16 protein-coding genes are annotated in these 16,520 nt (G+C 72.6%); 9 read left to right on the top strand and 7 right to left on the bottom strand.

The genetic code is table 11. The features are described from left to right. Positions 1-194 precede the first annotated feature (194 nt). The gene (locus ABL310_RS20605) at positions 195-848 is read left to right on the top strand and encodes a GntR family transcriptional regulator (protein WP_349368869.1); all 654 of its coding nucleotides are present in this window, start codon (positions 195-197) and stop codon (positions 846-848) included. A 33-nt stretch (positions 849-881) separates the two neighbouring features. On the opposite strand, the gene ABL310_RS20600 is transcribed toward ABL310_RS20605, so the two are convergent. Beyond that, on the bottom strand, positions 882-2,531 hold the full coding sequence (locus ABL310_RS20600) for a histidine kinase dimerization/phosphoacceptor domain -containing protein (protein ID WP_349368868.1): 1,650 nt from the start codon (positions 2,529-2,531) through the stop codon (positions 882-884). Positions 2,532-2,808: 277 nt separating this feature from the next. Between ABL310_RS20600 and ABL310_RS20595 the strand changes: the two genes are divergently transcribed. From ABL310_RS20595 to ABL310_RS20585, 3 genes are all read left to right on the top strand, one after another. Continuing rightward, positions 2,809-3,918, top strand: coding sequence for a GNAT family N-acetyltransferase (locus tag ABL310_RS20595; RefSeq protein WP_349368867.1), 1,110 nt, complete (start codon positions 2,809-2,811; stop codon positions 3,916-3,918). Positions 3,919-4,202: 284 nt separating this feature from the next. After that, the gene (locus ABL310_RS20590) at positions 4,203-5,054 is read left to right on the top strand and encodes an outer membrane beta-barrel protein (protein ID WP_349368866.1); all 852 of its coding nucleotides are present in this window, start codon (positions 4,203-4,205) and stop codon (positions 5,052-5,054) included. Between the two features lie 182 nt (positions 5,055-5,236). Beyond that, on the top strand, positions 5,237-5,605 hold the full coding sequence (locus ABL310_RS20585; RefSeq protein ID WP_349368865.1) for a hypothetical protein: 369 nt from the start codon (positions 5,237-5,239) through the stop codon (positions 5,603-5,605). A 67-nt stretch (positions 5,606-5,672) separates the two neighbouring features. Here the strand turns inward: ABL310_RS20585 and ABL310_RS20580 are convergent, their stop codons facing one another. Next, positions 5,673-6,761, bottom strand: coding sequence for an autotransporter outer membrane beta-barrel domain-containing protein (locus ABL310_RS20580; RefSeq protein WP_349368864.1), 1,089 nt, complete (start codon positions 6,759-6,761; stop codon positions 5,673-5,675). Positions 6,762-6,943: 182 nt separating this feature from the next. Next, a complete protein-coding gene (locus tag ABL310_RS20575) occupies positions 6,944-7,306 on the bottom strand; it encodes a hypothetical protein (protein ID WP_349368863.1) in 363 nt (120 codons plus the stop codon). A 173-nt stretch (positions 7,307-7,479) separates the two neighbouring features. Between ABL310_RS20575 and ABL310_RS20570 the strand changes: the two genes are divergently transcribed. The 4 genes from ABL310_RS20570 (at position 7,480) to galE (ending at position 11,467) form a co-directional block, all read left to right on the top strand. Further along, on the top strand, positions 7,480-8,040 hold the full coding sequence (locus ABL310_RS20570; protein ID WP_349368862.1) for a sigma-70 family RNA polymerase sigma factor: 561 nt from the start codon (positions 7,480-7,482) through the stop codon (positions 8,038-8,040). Then, positions 8,037-8,744 carry a hypothetical protein gene (locus tag ABL310_RS20565; RefSeq protein ID WP_349368861.1) on the top strand — a complete coding sequence of 236 codons (708 nt, stop codon included), beginning with the start codon at positions 8,037-8,039 and terminating at the stop codon, positions 8,742-8,744. Before ABL310_RS20570 ends, ABL310_RS20565 begins: the two co-directional genes overlap by 4 nt. Positions 8,745-8,746: 2 nt before the next feature. Further along, positions 8,747-10,312 (top strand): S8 family serine peptidase, encoded by a 1,566-nt coding sequence (locus ABL310_RS20560; RefSeq protein WP_349368860.1) that lies wholly within the window; start codon positions 8,747-8,749, stop codon positions 10,310-10,312. A 162-nt stretch (positions 10,313-10,474) separates the two neighbouring features. Further along, complete coding sequence (gene galE / locus ABL310_RS20555) at positions 10,475-11,467, top strand: UDP-glucose 4-epimerase GalE (protein WP_349368859.1); 993 nt, start codon at positions 10,475-10,477, stop codon at positions 11,465-11,467. A gap of 7 nt (positions 11,468-11,474) precedes the next feature. On the opposite strand, the gene ABL310_RS20550 is transcribed toward galE, so the two are convergent. Then, complete coding sequence (locus tag ABL310_RS20550; RefSeq protein ID WP_349368858.1) at positions 11,475-12,488, bottom strand: NAD-dependent epimerase/dehydratase family protein; 1,014 nt, start codon at positions 12,486-12,488, stop codon at positions 11,475-11,477. A gap of 76 nt (positions 12,489-12,564) precedes the next feature. Continuing rightward, a complete protein-coding gene (locus ABL310_RS20545) occupies positions 12,565-13,527 on the bottom strand; it encodes a 2-hydroxyacid dehydrogenase (protein ID WP_349368857.1) in 963 nt (320 codons plus the stop codon). A gap of 169 nt (positions 13,528-13,696) precedes the next feature. On the opposite strand from ABL310_RS20545, the gene ABL310_RS20540 reads away from it, so the two are divergent. Next, the gene (locus ABL310_RS20540; protein ID WP_349368856.1) at positions 13,697-14,356 is read left to right on the top strand and encodes a haloacid dehalogenase type II; all 660 of its coding nucleotides are present in this window, start codon (positions 13,697-13,699) and stop codon (positions 14,354-14,356) included. A gap of 57 nt (positions 14,357-14,413) precedes the next feature. Here the strand turns inward: ABL310_RS20540 and ABL310_RS20535 are convergent, their stop codons facing one another. Then, a complete protein-coding gene (locus tag ABL310_RS20535; RefSeq protein ID WP_349368855.1) occupies positions 14,414-14,854 on the bottom strand; it encodes a thioesterase family protein in 441 nt (146 codons plus the stop codon). Positions 14,855-14,859: 5 nt separating this feature from the next. After that, entirely contained in the window at positions 14,860-16,488 is a 1,629-nt protein-coding gene (locus ABL310_RS20530; RefSeq protein ID WP_374730345.1) for a fumarate hydratase, read from the bottom strand. Positions 16,489-16,520: the final 32 nt, after the last annotated feature.

The following is a 16,520-nucleotide window of genomic DNA, read 5'->3' as shown; positions in this document are numbered from 1 at the left end:
CGCCGCGTGAAATGCGGCGATGCGACTCAGGGCCGGCGCGCGCGACCGACGATGCGCATGCCGGCGGCGCGACGTGTTCCCGGCTGCAGGCCTGCGCCGCGTACCCAGCCGCGGCCTCGGTCGCGACGGCCGGAACGGGGAAACCCGAGCGGGCTTGCTTGGCGGCGAGGTCACATTCGCTTATGAGCGGAGCCATGAAGGCGACGCACGAAGACGACCTCCTCGGCACGCGCGGGCAGACCGTGTACCGAGCCATCCTGGCTGCGATCCGGGCCCGGCATTACCGGCCCGGCGATCGGCTGCGCGAGGAGGAGGTCGCCGCGCGCCTCGGCGTCAGCCGCACGCCGGTCCGCGAGGCGCTGGGCCGGCTGCAGGAGAAGGGCCTCGTCGAGGCCGCCGCGGGTCGCGGCCTCGCGGTCGCCAGGCTCGGCATGCAGCAGGTGCTCGAGCTCTACGCCATGCGCGAGGAGCTCGAGGGCGCGGCGGCCCGCTTCGCCGCCCAGCAGGCGAGCCCCGTCGAGCTCGACAATCTCGTGCGCCTGAACGCGGAGCTCGCCGCCGCCGAGGACGACGCCTGGCGCGCCGCGGAGATCAACCGGGTCTTCCACGAGCGGCTCTACGACGCCGCCCGCAACCGCTATCTGTCGCAGGCGCTCGACGATCTGCAGGACACGGTGGCGCTGCTGCCCTCGACGACCTTCCAGGTGCCGGGCCGCGCCGCGAGCGCGGCGCAGGAGCACCGGGCGCTGCTCGAGGCGTTGAGCGCGCGCGACAGCGAGCGGGCGCAGGCGCTGGCGGCGGCCCACATTCGCGCCGCCTTCAGGACGCGTCTCGCCATGGCGGGATGAGCGCCGCCGGACGTCGGCGGCGCCGATGCGACGTCACGCGTGGGCCGGCTGGCGGTCGAGGGGGAAGCGCATCACGAACGCGGCCCCGCGCCCCCGCTCGAAGGAGATGTCGGCGTCGAGCTGGACGGCGAGGCTGCGGATCAGCTTCAGGCCGAAGCCGTCGGTGCGCGCGGCGGGGTCGAACCCCTTGCCGTCGTCCTCGACCCGCAGCACCGCGTGACCGTCGATCTGCTCGAGCGTCACGGCGATGTGGCCTTCGCCATCGGGGAAGGCGTGGCGCATGGCGTTGGTCATCACCTCGGAGAGGATCAGCGCGAAGGGCATGGCGCGGTCGAGCGTGACGGCGACGTGGTCGAGGCCGTGGGTGATGCGTATCGGCGTGGAGGCCGTGACGGCGCTCGCCAGGGTATCGGTGAGCCGTCGGGTATAGGCGCCGAGATTGACGCTCGCGAACTCGCCGTGGCTGTAGATCAGGTCGTGGACCAGAGCCATCGCCTGCACCCGCCGGATGGTCTCCTCGGGCGAGGTGTGCACCCGCTCCTGCATGCGGATCAGGCTGGAGACGATCTGCATGTTGTTCTTGACGCGGTGGTGCACCTCCTTGAGCAGCTGGTTCTTCTCCGCCACCGCCTCCGACAGCGCGCGGGTGCGCAGCTCAACCTTCTCCTCGAGCTCGCGATGGCTGCGCCAGACGAGGACGCCGAGGAAGACGAGCGCCGCCAGCGCAGGCACGAAGTACACGGCGTAGGCGATCACCCTGTTGCGCCACAAGGCCTCGAGGGAGCTGCGGCTGACGGCGAAGGCCGCGTAGACGGGAAGGTCGTCGAGCCGGGCCACGGCGTGGATCCGCGTCTCGCCGTCGATGGCGGAGGGCGCCTCCCAGACCGCGCGTCGATACTCCGCCATATGCTCGAAGGCGGGGGAGCCGGCCGGGATGCGCCGCGGCAGGTTCGCGTCGGGCGGATGGCTGACCAGGATCTCCCCGTCCTCGAGCACGAGCGCGATCAAGCCCTCGTCCGGATAGGCGGAGGCGTAGAACTTCGCGAAGTAGCCCGGCGTGATCGACAGCCGGATCAGCCCGTCGAACGCGCCGTCCTCCTCGGCGGTGCGGCGGGGCAGGGACAGCGTGAAGACGTCGTCGTGGGCGCGCCCGACCTGGCGCGGGCCCACGACGAGACCGGGCCCGCCGGCGCGCATCTCGGCGAACCAGCCGCTGTCCGAGAGATCGATCGCCGGCGCCGGCAGGGCGCGGCTGGACGCACGCAGGCGTCCCTCGCCGTCCACCAGCCAGACCGCATGCACCTCCGGAAAGGTCGTCTCCATCGCGCCGAGATAGGCGTGCAGCTCGTCCGAGCCGGCGATCTCGGCCCAGGACATCCCGTCGATGCGGTCGCGAATCGAGAGCGCCACGAGCTCGTGGGTCTGGAAGACGCGCTTGGCGTGCTCGGCGACGGCGTCGCGGATGTAGACGACGCGCGCGCGGGCTTCCGTCTCGATCGCCTGCCAGTCGCGCACGGCAGCGAGCCCGAAGAAGAGCAGCGGGGCGAGCATGGCGAGCGCGAGGAAATAGGGCAGCACGCCGCCCTCCACGCGCAGCCGCCAGCGCCGCGTGACGCGCTTGCGCGCCGCGGGCTCGGCCTCGCGAAAGGACGGCGGTGTCGTGTCGGTCAGCCTCTCCAGCATGCTCGGGTTCGTTCGGTCACGTTGCGCCTTCGATCTCGTCGGGTCTGGACGTTGCGGATGCTCGCGGCGTGCGAATAGGCCGAGCGTGGCGCTAGGGCCGCGCACGGGCGGTTGACAACTCGATGGCGACGCTCGCGGTTCCCGAGCCGGCTCGGTCGGGGCGTCGAGGGGTCGCACGCGGGATCTTGCGCGGGGGGAAACCGACGCGCGCTGTGGAAGTTCATTGGCGGTCGCGGCGGGGCTCCCGCCGCCCTGATCGGACCGCACGATGCCGGGCTTGACCATCGACGTTCTCGACCGGATGGACCTGGAGGCGGATCGCGTCGGATGGGACGCTCTCGCCGCCGATGCGCGCGCCTCCAACCCGTATTTCGCGCGCCCCGTCGTGGACGCGCACCTGGCGCACCGTTTCGTCGAGGCGCGCCCGCGCTTCGCCTGCGTGCGCCACGGGGCGCGTCTCGTCGCCATGCTGCCGATCGCCGCGCGCGCCGGGCGGCTCGGCTGGTGCGACGCGCCCGGCGCGCTGTGCTCGCCCTTCACCACGCTCTCGACGCCGCTCGTCGCCCGCGACGCGCCGGACGGATGGGCGGACGCCCTGGTGCTCGCCATCCGGCGCGCCTGGCGGGGCGGGGCCTTCCTGTTTCCGATGTTCCCGGTGCGCTCCCCCCTCGGCGTCGCGCTGTGCGACGCGTTCGCGCGCACCGGCGCCGAGCTCGCCGCGCTCGCGCCGTTCGAGCGTCCCGTCCTGGCGGCGCGGGGCAGCTACGACGCCTACGCGGCGGAGGCGCTCGCGCGCTCGCGCCGAAGGGGGCTCGCGCGGTTGCGGCGCCGGCTCGACGAGCGCGGCCTCGCCGCGCACGAGACCGCCTGCGGCGGCCTCGGCCTGCGCGACGCCATCGACGCCTTCCTGCGGATCGAGCAGAGCGGCTGGAAGGGGCGCATGGGCACCGCCCTCGCTGAGCACGCCGTCACGCGCGCCTTCGCGCGCGACCTCTTCCTCAGCGCCGAGGGGCCCGTCGCCTCCCGGGCCGACGTGCTGCTTCTCGACGGCGCGCCGGTCGCCGTGAGCCTCGCGCTCGTCAGCGCGGGGACCGCCTTCCTGCTGAAGACGGCCTACGACGAGACGCATCGCTCCCTCGCCCCCGGCGTGCTGCTCGAGGACGCCATCGTGCGCGCGCTGCACGCGGACCGGTTCTGCGAACGGCTGGATTCCGCGACGCTGCCGGGCAGCGTGCTGGAGACGCTCTATCCGGATCGCATGGCCATCGCCGATCTCGCCGTGAACCTGCGCCCCGGCGATCCCCTGTTTCCGGCGCGCGTCGCCGCCGAGCGTTGGCAGCGCGGCGCGCGGGCGCGGGTGAAACGTGCGGCGCTGCAGCCGAGCTGATCCGACCCGCGCGTCGATTTCGATGATCGAGCGGAACGGAACGCGCGCTGGCGCGTTCCGGCTTTCGGGCGTGCTCGGGCTCGTGCCCGCGGCTCGCCCGTGGGTTCATCAAGTAAATGAAAGGGAGCAAGTGCGGCTTAATAGGGTTATGTAATCGTTTTCCCGATTTGCTCCTATGTTAAGCTGCGCAATTCGTCTGTCGTCGACAGTTGCGCCACTGCAACAACATCGCTGACGAAACTGCTCTAGTCTCGGGTCTCCCCACTTTGTAGAGGTGCTCAACGATGACAAAGCGTCTACTCCTGGCAAGCGCGGCCGTATTCGCGTTCAGCGGCGGCGCCTTCGCGGCCGATCTCCCGACGCGGGTCGAGGCTCCCGCGCCCTTCATCGCGCCCCCGGTCTTCACCTGGACCGGCTTCTACGCGGGCGTGAACGCCGGCGTCGGGTTCAACGCGGGCGATGATCGCGACAGCACCGTGACGGTGCTGCCGAGCGGCTTCTCGGCGGTTCCCGGCGGCGCTCCTGTCGGCTTCACCCGCGGCTCGATCCTCTACGGCGACAATTCCGAGGATGCGGCCTTCACCGGCGGCGCTCAGATCGGTTACAACTATCAGTTCGTGAACAATTTCGTGCTCGGCGCCGAAGCGGACATCCAGTTCCTCGGCTTCGACGACGACACCACCGCCGCGATCACCACGACGGGTTTCCCGGCGGGCTTCACCCCGGCGCGGCGCGGCACGGAAGGCATCGACTGGTTCGGCACCGTGCGCCTGCGGGCCGGCTACGCCTTCGACCGCACCCTGGTCTACGCCACCGGCGGTCTCGCCTATGGCGAGGGCGACGCGACCCGCTACGAGTCGGTGACCACCGGCCGTGTCTTCTTCGACGACAGCGACGTCTCGTTCGGCTGGACGCTCGGCGCGGGCGTGGAATACGCTTGGACCAACAACCTCATCATCGGCCTCGAAGGTCTCTACGTCAGCCTGGATCGCGACACGAACATCACCAATTTCGCCGGGACCTATGATCCGCCGCCCGCCGGCGGGGTCAATTATGCGATCTCGGCCGCGGACGACACGCAGGACGACAACATCGAGTTCGGCGTCGTGCGCGCCCGCCTCAGCTACAAGTTCTGACGCCCGGTTTCGAGACCCTCGTCAGCACCGGAAGCCGCGCCCTCGGGCGCGGCTTTCTCGCGTCATCGGCCGCCGCGAGAAAAAAAAACGCGCCGGCCTCGAACCTCCCGGCGCGACCCTTCGACGAAGTCTGTGAGCGCGGCGATCACCGCCGCCCGTCAGAGCCTCGAAGGAGACCCCTCATGACCCGCCTGTCCCGCCCCGTCGCCGTCCGCGCCGTCGCCACCTTCGCCGCGGCCGCCAGCGCCTTCCTCGCGCTCGCCCAGACCAGCGAGGCCCGCATGCTCCGCCACGACTGCTTCACGCAGATCGCCGCGGCCTGCAACCAGATCCGCAACGTCGACGCCGCGCATCAGTGCGTCATCCACGAGACCAATTCCTGTCAGGAGACCGAGCGGCAGCCGCGTCGCTATCAGCGCATCGACTGGCCCCGCCATCCTCCCACCCACGTGCCGCGCCTGCACACCCTCTATGGTGGCGAAGACACCGCCAGCCCCGAGCCGGGCGGCCGCGACGACGGCGGCGATAATCAGGGCGGCGCGCGCCGCTGATCCCGATCCGTCGGAGCACGAGGCGGCCGTCCCGCGCGGGGCGGCCGCTTTCCCGTGCGCGCGCCTCTCAGAAGCGGAACCCGAGCTGGCCCGAGACGGTGATCACCGAATAGCCCGCGCGACCGAGCGCGCTCGCCTCGACCTCGAGCGACAGGGAGGTGGCGGGCGTCGGCGCCGCGCGCAGGCCCACCGAGAGCGCGTAGTCGAGCCGCGGGAGATCGTCCGTCGGCGTCGCGGGCGTGGGGCTCTCGTCGCGGGAGACGTCCCAGAGCGCGGTCGCGCTCGCGAAGGGCGTGAGGGTCGCCGCGCCCGCGGCCTGGAAGGTGCGGGCGATCTCGGCCCCGGCCCGCACCGTGGTGGTCTCCACCGTGAGACCGGGATAGAGCACGCCCGCCGTGTCGCGATAGGCGCTCTGCCGGTCCGAGACCCAGCCGATCCCGACCGTCGGCGAGATCTGGAAGGCCCCCGCCGTGAGATAGGCGGTCAGGTTCCCGGCGAGCGCCCAGCGCTCGGTGTCGTAGGTCCCCCGGGCGGTGGCGTCGCGCAAGGTGCTCTCGCCGCCCTGCCAGATCGCCAGCGCGTCGTAGACGAGGATGTCCGTCAGCGCGCCGCCGACATAGACGCCCGCTCCGCCGAGCCGGCCCCGCAGCGCGCCGCTGCCGACCGTGTCGAAATCCGAATCCTCGTAGAGGCCGAAGGCGCCGAGAACGGTGGCGTCGCCGATACGGCGGTCGACGCCGACCGAGCCGGCGATCTGCGTGCCGTCGTAGCCGAAGACGGGATGATCGCGCTCGCTCCAGGTGGCGCTCGGGCCGACCCAGGCGTTCCAGAGCGGGATCGCGGCGGCGGCGTCGAGCGAGGCGTAGGCGGCGGCCGGAGCGCCGCCGGCGGCGACCGGCGTCGCCGGCGCGCCGAACGGCGAGAGCCGTTGCCGCACGATCGCGTGCGTCAGCTGCCCGTAGGCGAGCAGGACGTGGCGCTGCCCCGCACGCAGGATCGCCGCGCGCTGGCCGTCGGTGAGGATCGGTTGAAGCGGCTGGGGGGTGGGCGGCGGTGTGGGCGGTGGCGGCTGCGGCGGCGGCTGCTGGGCGGCCGCACCCGAGGCGAGCAGCGCGAAGGCGAGCCCCGCGGCGACACCGAACGTCGCTGTTCTCATCAACGTGCCCTCGTCGACCCAGCCATCGGCGAGCGTAGCCCATGACGCGCGATCGACCAGCCTTTTCGGGTGGCTGTGGACGCCGAAACGGCCGCGCCGTTGCCTCCGGGCAACAGGCGCGACCGCGTGCGAGCGGGTTCACGTTGGCGCGCGGTCGTCTCGCGCCGACGCGGGGGCACGGATCAGCGGCGGCAGCGGGCGGTGGCCGCGCCGGTCGGCAGGAGCGGGATGCCGAGCGCCCATGCAGGCGTCGACACGCGCGGATCGTATCCGGGCGCACCGCAGCGCGGCACCTCGGTGGTGCGGCGGACATGCACGCGCGGCCGGTCGTCGCCGGGGGCCGGGCGCACCCGCACGGAGGGACGGTCGAGGCTCGGGACGCCGCGCGCCTCGGTGCGGCGCTCCACGACCACGGGCTCGCGGGCCTGGACCGCGGGGAGCAGCAGGGCTTCGGCCGGGGTCGGCGCGAGGATCTGGAGCAGGGCGCCCGCGGCGAGGCCGGCGACGAGCCCGGCGCGGAGGATGGGGGCGGTGCGACGGGACACGGGTCGATCTCCTTCCTGGATGCAGGGCCGGCGCGGCCCCATGCCCTGTCCGTCGCGCGGTCGAGGGAAGAGGTTCGAAGCGCCGGCGTTTTTCTCCGGGGCGCGGCTGATGTATCGTTGCCGTGAACCTTCCGCGGCGCCGCTCCGTCGAAGGAGCCGGGAAGACGAGGACGATGACGGACCAGGCCGATCTCGCCGATCTCGCAGCGATGGCCGAAGGTCATGAGGGCGCGTTGCGCTCGCTGCACGGCCGTCACGCGACCAAGGTCTTCCGGTTCGTTCTGCGTCTCGTGCGCAACGAGGCGATCGCGGAGGAGGTGGTGAATGAGGCCTTCGTCGAAATCTGGCGAAACGCCGCGCGGTTTCGCGGCGGGTCCTCGGTGTCGACCTGGCTGCTCTCGGTGGCGCGCAACAAGGCGGTGGACCGCCTGCGCAAGCGCTCGGAGGAAGCCCTCGACGAGGAGGCGGCCGCCGCCGTCCCCGACGACGCCGACACGCCCGAGGTCGAGCTCGCCAAGCGCGACAAGGGGGCGCTCATGCGCCGCCTGATCGACGGACTTTCGCCGGTCCACAAGGAGATCGTGGACCTCGTCTACTACCAGGAGCAATCCGTCGCCGAGGCGGCGCAGATCCTGGGGGTTCCGGAGAACACCGTGAAGACGCGGATGTTCTACGCCCGCAAGCAACTCGCCCGCCTCTTCGCCGAGGCCGGTATCGACAGGGGGTGGCCATGACCGCACCGTCGCACGACCCTCTCGACGAGGACGACGTCGCCCTTCTCCTGCCCTGGTACGCCGCGGGCACGCTCGAGGAGGACGAGCGCCGGCGCGTGGAGCGCTTCCTCGAGGAGAACCCCGAGCAGATCGCGCACCTGCGCGCCGTCGAGGAGGAGCTCGACGGAACGCAGGCCCTCAATCGCGCCCTGCCCGCGCCCGGACCCGGATCGATCGACGCGATCCTGGCCCAGGTCCGCCGGGAGGAGGGCCGCGCAGCGGCCCGCACCACGTCTCCCGGAACCGCCTCCTCGCGCGGTGTCGGCGGGCTCTTCGCCGCGATCGGCGGCTGGCTCGACGCGCTCTCGCCGCCGGTCCGCGGCCTCGCGGTCGCCGCGCTCGTCCTCGTCGCGGTGGCCCAGGCGGGCGTGATCGGCGCGCTCGTCGGCACGGAGCCGACCCCGCAGGCCGAGTTCCGCACCGCCACCGGCGACGCGACGGCCCCCGCGCCGGCCGAGGCGAACCTGCTCGTGATGTTCGCGCCCGACGCCACCGCCGCCGCCATCGGCGCGCTGCTCGAGGAGATCGGCGCGCGCATCGTCGACGGCCCCCGCGCCGGCGGCGTCTACGCCCTCGCGCTGGCCGACGAGGCGACGGCCGAGGCTGCGCTGGCGCGGCTCGAGGCCGCCGGCGACGTCGTCGTCTTCGCGGGACCGGGAGAGTGACGATGCGCGCCCGCCTCGCCGCCTGCGCCCTCGCACTCGCCGCCGTCGGCGCGCCTCTCGCGCCGGCGGTCGGGCAGTTCACCGCGCCGCCGCCGAACATCACCCCGCCGCCGGTGGTGACCCAGCCGCCACGGCCGCGGATCACGCCGCCGCGGATCACGCCGCCGGTCGTGCTGCCTTCCCCGCTGCGGACCGACCCGGACCGTGTGCGGCCGCAGACGCGGACCACCGCGCCCGCCGTCGCGCCGCGGCAACCGTCGACCACGGCGCGTCCGCGCGCGCCCGCGCCCGCGCAGCCGCGGACGGTCGAGCGACCCCGCCGGCCGACGTTCCCGCCGGCCGCCGCGATCCCGCTACCGCCGCCTCGCGGCGACGTCTTCGCCGGCGCGCCGCTGCCGCCGCCGCGGATCGGCTCCCTCGCCGCGCCGGAGCCGCTCGTCGGCGGCGCCTTCGATCCGCTGGAGATCGAGCCGAACGTCGTCGTCGCCGCCCTGCTGCCCGGCCTGGGCCGGGATGCGGCCGAGGCGCTGGCGCTCGCCAACGATCTCGACGTTCTGGAGAGCGCCTCCGTTCCGCTCGTCGGCGCCTTGATCGTGCGGCTCGGCATCGCCGACGGCCGGCCCGTCGACGCCGTCGCCTCCGCGCTCGCGGGGGACGGGCGGGTCGCCTATGTCGGGCCGAACCGGATCTACCGCACGCAGGGCGCGGGCGCGCAATACGCCCTCGCCAAGCTCGGCCTCGCGGACGCGATCGCCGCGCCCGGCACGGGCAGCGGCGTCGCGGTGGCCGTCATCGACACCGCGCCCGACCTCGACCATCCCGATCTCGCCGAGACCGGCGTGCGGCTGGAGAGCGTGCTCGCGGCCGGCGCCGCGCCGGCCATGGACCACGGCACGCAGATCGTCGGGCTCATCGCCGCGCAGGGCCGGCTGCGCGGCGCAGCGCCGGGCGCCGACGTCCTCGCCATCGCCGCCTTCGACGCCGACCCGCAGGACGGCCGCCCGGCGAGCTCCACCTATCACCTGCTGCGCGCCCTCGACCGTGCCCGCGAGGCCGGGGCCGCCGTCGTCAACATGAGCTTCGCCGGCGGCGAGGACCCGCTCCTCGGCCAGGGGCTCGAGATCCTGGCGGAGGAGGGCGTGCTCCTCGTCGCCGCGGCGGGCAACGGCGGGCCGCAGGCGCCGCCCGCCTTCCCCGGATCGCACGCGGCCGTCGTCGCCGTGACCGCGACGGACGCGGCGGACGCGATCTACGCAAAGGCCAATCGCGGCGACTACGTCGACATCGCGGCGCCGGGGGTCGACCTGCTCGCGCCGGCGGCGGGCGGGCGCTACGCGCTGGGCTCGGGCACCTCGCTCGCGGCGGCCTACGTCAGCGCCGCCGCGGCCCTGGTGCTGGAGCGCGGGGGCGGCGTCGTGGATGCGCAGGCCGTCCGCGCTGCCCTCGTCGGCAGCGCCGTCGACCTCGGCCCCGACGGCCGCGACCCGGAATTCGGCCACGGCCTCGCCGCGCCGCGCGCCGCGCTGGAGGCGCTCGCGCCGGTGTCGATGGCGACGGATCTGCGTTAACTCAGGGGGGGACGGCGCTCGGTCGAGCGCCCTCGGCGTCGGCGAGGACGTTCGTTCGAGGGCGAGCCGCGTCTTGCGGCGATCGGGCGCATTCGACGAAAAATGTTGGCCGGGATTTCAGGCCCCTGCGTTAGGCAGGGTCGGGCAGCCTGGGAGGAATGCATGACCGTACTCGTCACCGGCGGAGCCGGATACATCGGCTCGCACGCCGTTCTCGCCCTCGTCGACGCGGGCGAGCGCGTCGTCGTGCTCGACGATCTCTCCACCGGCGTTCGCACGGCGGTCCCCGACGGGGTGCCGCTCGTCCTCGGCGACGTCGCCGACGCCGATCTCGTGCGCCGCACCGTCGCCGCCCACGGCGTCGACGAGCTGATGCATTTCGCCGCCAAGATCGTGGTGCCGGATTCGGTCGCCGACCCGCTCGGCTATTACGAGGCGAACACGGCGAAGACGCGCTCCCTCCTCGCCGCCGCGCTCGCCGGCGGGGTGCGACGCCTCGTGTTCTCCTCGACGGCGGCCGTCTACGGCGAGCCGGACGCCTCGGTGCTGGGCGAGGACACGCCGCCGGCGCCGATCAACCCGTATGGCCGCTCGAAGCTGATGAGCGAGTGGATGATCGCCGACGCCGCGCGCGCGCACGATCTGCGCTATGCGGTGCTGCGCTATTTCAATGTCGCCGGCGCCGATCCGCAGGGGCGCGCCGGCCAGTCGACGCCGAACGCGACGCATCTGATCAAGGTCGCCTGCCAGGCCGCCGTCGGGACGCGGCCGAAGATGGCGATCTACGGCGAGGACTACGCGACGCCCGACGGCACCTGCGTGCGCGACTACATCCAGGTGAGCGATCTCGCCGACGCGCATCTCGCGGCTCTGCGCCGCCTGCGCGAGGGCGGCGAGAGCATGACGCTGAACTGCGGCTACGGGCAGGGCGCCTCGGTGCGCGAGGTGGTCGAGGCGGTGAAGCGCATCTCGGGCGTCGACTTCCCCGTCGAGCGCGCGCCGCGCCGCGCCGGCGACCCGGCTGCCCTCGTCGCGGACGCGACCCGCATCCGCGAGACCCTGGCCTGGACGCCGCGCTTCGCCGACCTCGACGCGATCGTGGCCCAGGCGCTCGCCTGGGAGCGGCGGCTCGCGTCGGAGGCCGCGGCCGCCTGAGGCCGCCTCAGGAATAGTGCTCGCGATACCAGGCGACGAACCGGCGCACGCCCTCCTCGACGGGCGTCGCCGGACGAAAGCCGGTGAGCGCCTCGAGCAGGTCGGCCTTCGCGAAGGTCGCGACGACGTCGCCCTTCTGCATGGGCAGCATCACCTTGTTCGCCTCGGTCCCGAGCGCGCGCTCGATCGTCTCGATGAAGGGCATCAACCCGACGGGCTGGCCGCCGCCGACGTTCACGGTGCGCCAGGGCGCGGCCGGCGAGAGCGAATCCATCGGTCCGACGGGCGCGCCCTCCACAGGGGCGGCGTCGATCAGGCGCACGATGCCCTCGACGAGGTCGTCGATATAGGTGAAGTCGCGCTCCATCTTCCCTTCGCCGTAGACCTCGATCGGCTCCCCGGCGAGCGTCGCGCGCACGAACTTGAACAAGGCCATGTCCGGCCGGCCCCAGGGGCCGTAGACCGTGAAGAAGCGAAAGGCCGTCGTCGGCAGCTTCCAGAGATGGCTGTAGGAATGCGCCATCGTCTCCGTCGCCTTCTTGGTGGCGGCGTAGAGCGTCAGCGGGTGGTCGGCGCGATCGGTCTCGCCGAAGGGCATGTCCTCGTTGGCGCCGTAGACCGAGCTCGTCGAGGCGAGCAGGAAATGCGCGGGCGCGTGCCGGCGCACGCCCTCCATCACGTTGAAGGTGCCGACCAGGTTGGCGTCGACATAGGCGCGCGGGTTCTCCAGCGAATAGCGCACGCCGGCCTGGGCCGCGAGGTGGACCACCACGTCGGGCGCCGTCTCGTCGAAGGCGCGGGCGAGGGCGGCGTCGTCCTCGAGCATGATCTCGTGGGCGACGAAGGCGTTGGAGCGGCGCAGCCGGGCATGCCGGGCCTCTTTCAGCGCGACGTCGTAATAGGGCGTCATCCCGTCGACGCCGGTGACGAGCCAGCCGTCGGCGAGGAGCCGCTCGGCGACGTGATAGCCGATGAACCCGGCGGTTCCGGTGACGAGCGCCTTGCGGGGCGAAGCAGACATGTCGCGCACTCCCTGGTGCGCGGTGCTTAGCCCGCGCGGAGGCGCGCCGCAACGCCCCCGCCTCGACGTCGCGGGGTCAGGCCTTCGTCCAGGGCGTCTCCGGCACGGGCGTGAGCGGGCCGGCGTTCTCGAACCACGAGACCAGGTTGTCGACGACGAGGCGGCCCATGGCCTCCCGGGTGTGCACCGAGGCCGAGCCGACATGCGGCAGGAGCACCACGTCGTCGCGGTCGATCAGCGCCTGCGGCACCCGCGGCTCGTCCTCGAACACGTCGAGCCCGGCGGAGAGGATCTCGCCCGCCTCGAGCGCGGCGATCAGCGCCGCCTCGTCCACGGTCGTGCCGCGGCCGACATTGATCAGGATTCCGTCGGGGCCGAGCGCGCGCAGCACCTCGCGCGAGATCATCCCCTTCGTCGCCGCGCCGCCGGGGGCGACGCAGATCAGCGTGTCGACGGCGCGCGCCATGTCGACGAGCGTGTCGTAGTGCCGGTGCGCCGCGCCCTCCTGCCGGCGGCGGCCGTGATAGACGACCTCGACCCCGAAGGCGTCGAGGCGCCGGGCGATGGCCTTGCCGATGCGGCCGTAGCCGAGGATGCCGACGGTGCGCGTGCGCAGGGTCGGCGAGAGCGGAAAGGGCTTCTCCAGCCACTCGCCGGCGCGCAGGTAACGCTCCGCCTGCGGCAGCCGGCGGACGGTGGCGAGCAGAAGGCCGAGGGCGAGATCGGCGACCTCCTCGGTGAGGACGTCCGGCGTATTGGTGACGACGACCCCGCGCCGGCCGGCTTCGGCAGCGTCGACGTGGTCGTAGCCGACCCCGAAGCTCGAGACGATCTCGAGGCTCGGCAGCGCGTCGAGGAGCGCCGCGTCGATGCGCCGATGCCCGCCCGCCGCGAGGCCCCGCACCGAGCCGCCGTGGGCCGCGAGCCAGCCCTCCGGATCGGGGTCCTCCCACAGCCGGTGCAGGCGGAAACGCTCGTCCAGGCGCTCGACCACGAGCGGCATCATCGGGCTGGGCATCAGGATCGCGGGCTTGGACATGACGGGCCTCCGGCTACGGCGGGGGAGGATAACGGCCGTGCGCCCGTCTCGCCAGCGCGCCGGCGCGCGGTCCGTCTTGGCGCGACGCGCGGGATTGCCCCGCCCGCGCATCGGGGGCAGCATCGGGGCGACGCGCCGACACGGGCGCGCGATCAACGGGAGGAGAGCCATGGCGGACGCGCATCCGGTCGTCGTCTTCGACGCCTTCGGGACCCTGTTCGACGTCCATTCCGCCGTGGCGCGCAACGCCGCCGGCATCGGACCGGCCGCCGGCCATCTCTCCGAGATCTGGCGGGCGAAGCAGCTCGAATACACCTGGACCCTGTCGCTGATGGGTCGCTACGAGCCGTTCTGGGCGCTGACCGAGCGCGCCCTCGACAACGCTCTCGCCCGCTCGCCGGAAGTGGACCCCGTGGTGCGCGAGCGGCTGCTGTCCTCCTACCGCGCGCTCGACGCCTATCCGGAGGTGCGCGAGACCCTCGCCCGGCTGAAGGCGCGGGGCGCGCGCACCGCCATCCTCTCCAACGGCGACGAGGCCATGCTGGCGGACGCGGTCTCCGCCGCCGGGCTGGACGGCGAGCTCGACGCGGTGCTCTCGGTCGACCGGGTGCGGGTGTTCAAGACCGATCCGCGCACCTACGCGCTGGTGGAGGCCGCATTCGGCTGCGCCCGCGACGAGGTGCTGTTCGTCTCCTCGAACCGCTGGGACGTCGCGGGGGCCACCGCCTTCGGCTTCGCCTGCGCCTGGTGCAACCGCTCCGGCGCGCCGGACGAATATTCCGATCTCGCGCCCGGACGGGTGATCGCGGATCTGTCCGCGCTCGGCTAGGTCGACGGGCTCTCCTGCGGCAGATGCGCTTGCGGGCCGATCGCGACCCGGCCCCCTTCAGCCCATCATCGCCGCTTCCAGCGCCGCGCGCGCCTCGCCCTTGATCTGCACGGGCTTGCGCGTCCCGAGGTCGATGGCGACGATCACGCCCTCGGCCGTCGCCGCCATCGTGTCGCCCGACAGGATCGCCTGCGAGAGCGTCATCGAGCTGCGCCCGACCCGCGACAGCCAGGTGGCCGTCTCGACCTCGCCCGGGTAGTGCAGCTCGCGCCGGAAATCGATCGCGAGCCGGGCGAGGACGATGGCCGAGCCATCCGGCAGATGCGAGAGGAGCCGCTCCTCGGCGAAGCGCACGCGCCCGGATTCGCAGAGCGTGGCGAAGACCACGTTGTTGACGTGGCCGAGGCTGTCGCAGTCGGAGAAGCGCAGCACGTCGCGCGCGATCACGACGCGCGGGTCGGAACGGAGCGTGGCGATGTCCACGGACGTCGTCTCCATGGCGCTCACCCCAGGTTCAGCTCGCGGAAGAAGTCGGCGCCCTTGTCGTCGATGACGATGAAGGCGGGGAAGTTCTCCACCTCGATCTTCCAGATCGCCTCCATGCCGAGCTCGGGATATTCCAGCACCTCGACCTTCTTGATGCAGTCCTGCGCCAGCCGCGCCGCCGGGCCGCCGATGGAGCCGAGATAGAAGCCGCCGTGCTTCTGGCAGGCCTCCCGCACCTGGGAGGAGCGGTTGCCCTTGGCGAGCATCACCATGGAGCCGCCGGCCGCCTGGAACTGGTCGACGAAGGAATCCATCCGCCCCGCCGTGGTCGGCCCGAAGGACCCGGACGCGTAGCCCTCCGGCGTCTTGGCGGGGCCGGCGTAGTAGACCGGATGGTTCCTGAGATAGTCCGGCATCGGCTCGCCGCGCTCCAGCCGCTCGCGGATCTTGGCGTGGGCGAGGTCGCGGGCGACGATCATCGGGCCGGTCAGCGACAGGCGCGTGCGGATCGGGTGCTTGTTGAGCGTCTCCAGGATCTCCGGCATCGGCCGGGTCAGGTCGATCTCGACCACCTCCCCGCCGAGGGAGGCCTCGTCGACCTCCGGCATGTACTTGGCGGGGTTGGTCTCGAGCGCCTCCAGGAACACGCCCTCGCGGGTGATCTTGCCCAGCGCCTGGCGGTCGGCCGAGCAGGAGACGCCGAGCCCGATCGGCAGCGAGGCGCCGTGGCGCGGCAGGCGGATCACCCGCACGTCGTGGCAGAAATACTTGCCGCCGAACTGCGCACCGACGCCCAGCTGCTGCGTCATCGCGTGGATCTCCGCCTCCATGGCGAGATCGCGGAAGGCGTGGCCGGCCTCCGAGCCCTCGGTGGGGAGCGCGTCGAGATAGCGGGTCGAGGCGAGCTTGACGGTCTTCAAGGTCTGCTCGGCGCTGGTGCCGCCGATCACGATGGCGAGGTGGTAGGGCGGGCAGGCGGCGGTGCCGAGCGTGAGGATCTTCTCCTTCAGGAAGGCCATCAGGCGCTCCTTCGTCAGGAGCGAGGGCGTGCCCTGATACAGGAATGTCTTGTTGGCCGAGCCGCCGCCCTTGGCGACGAACAGGAACTTGTAGGCGTCCTCGCCCTCGGCGTAGATCTCGATCTGCGCCGGCAGGTTCGTCTTGGTGTTCCGCTCCTCGAACATCGAGATCGGCGCGAGCTGCGAATAGCGCAGGTTCTTCTTCTCGTAGGCCCCGAGGACGCCCTCGGCGATGGCGTCCTCGTCGGACCCGTCGGTCCAGACGAGCCGGCCCTTCTTGCCCATGACCATGGCGGTGCCGGTGTCCTGGCACATCGGCAGGACGCCGCCCGCCGCGATGTTGGCGTTCTTGAGGAGGTCGTAGGCGACGAAGCGGTCGTTCGGCGTCGCCTCGGGGTCCTCGAGGATGGCGGCGAGCTGCTTCAGGTGGCCGGGGCGGAGCAGGTGGTTGATGTCCATGAAGGCCTGCTCGGCGAGCCGCCGGATCGCGTCCGGCTCGACGACGAGCACCTCGCGATCGCCCAGCCGCTCGACGCGCACGCCCTCGTCCGTCAGCTTGCGGTAGGGCGTCGCGTCGGGGCCCAGCGGGAAGAGGGCGTTCTTCGAGGCGGGAGCGGTGTCGGCCATGGGTCTCGCATCCGGGATTGGCGCGCCGGGAG

The sequence above is a fragment of the Salinarimonas sp. genome (assembly GCF_040111675.1).
GTDB lineage: Bacteria > Pseudomonadota > Alphaproteobacteria > Rhizobiales > Beijerinckiaceae > Salinarimonas.
This window is presented reverse-complemented; position numbering and strand designations above follow the sequence as displayed.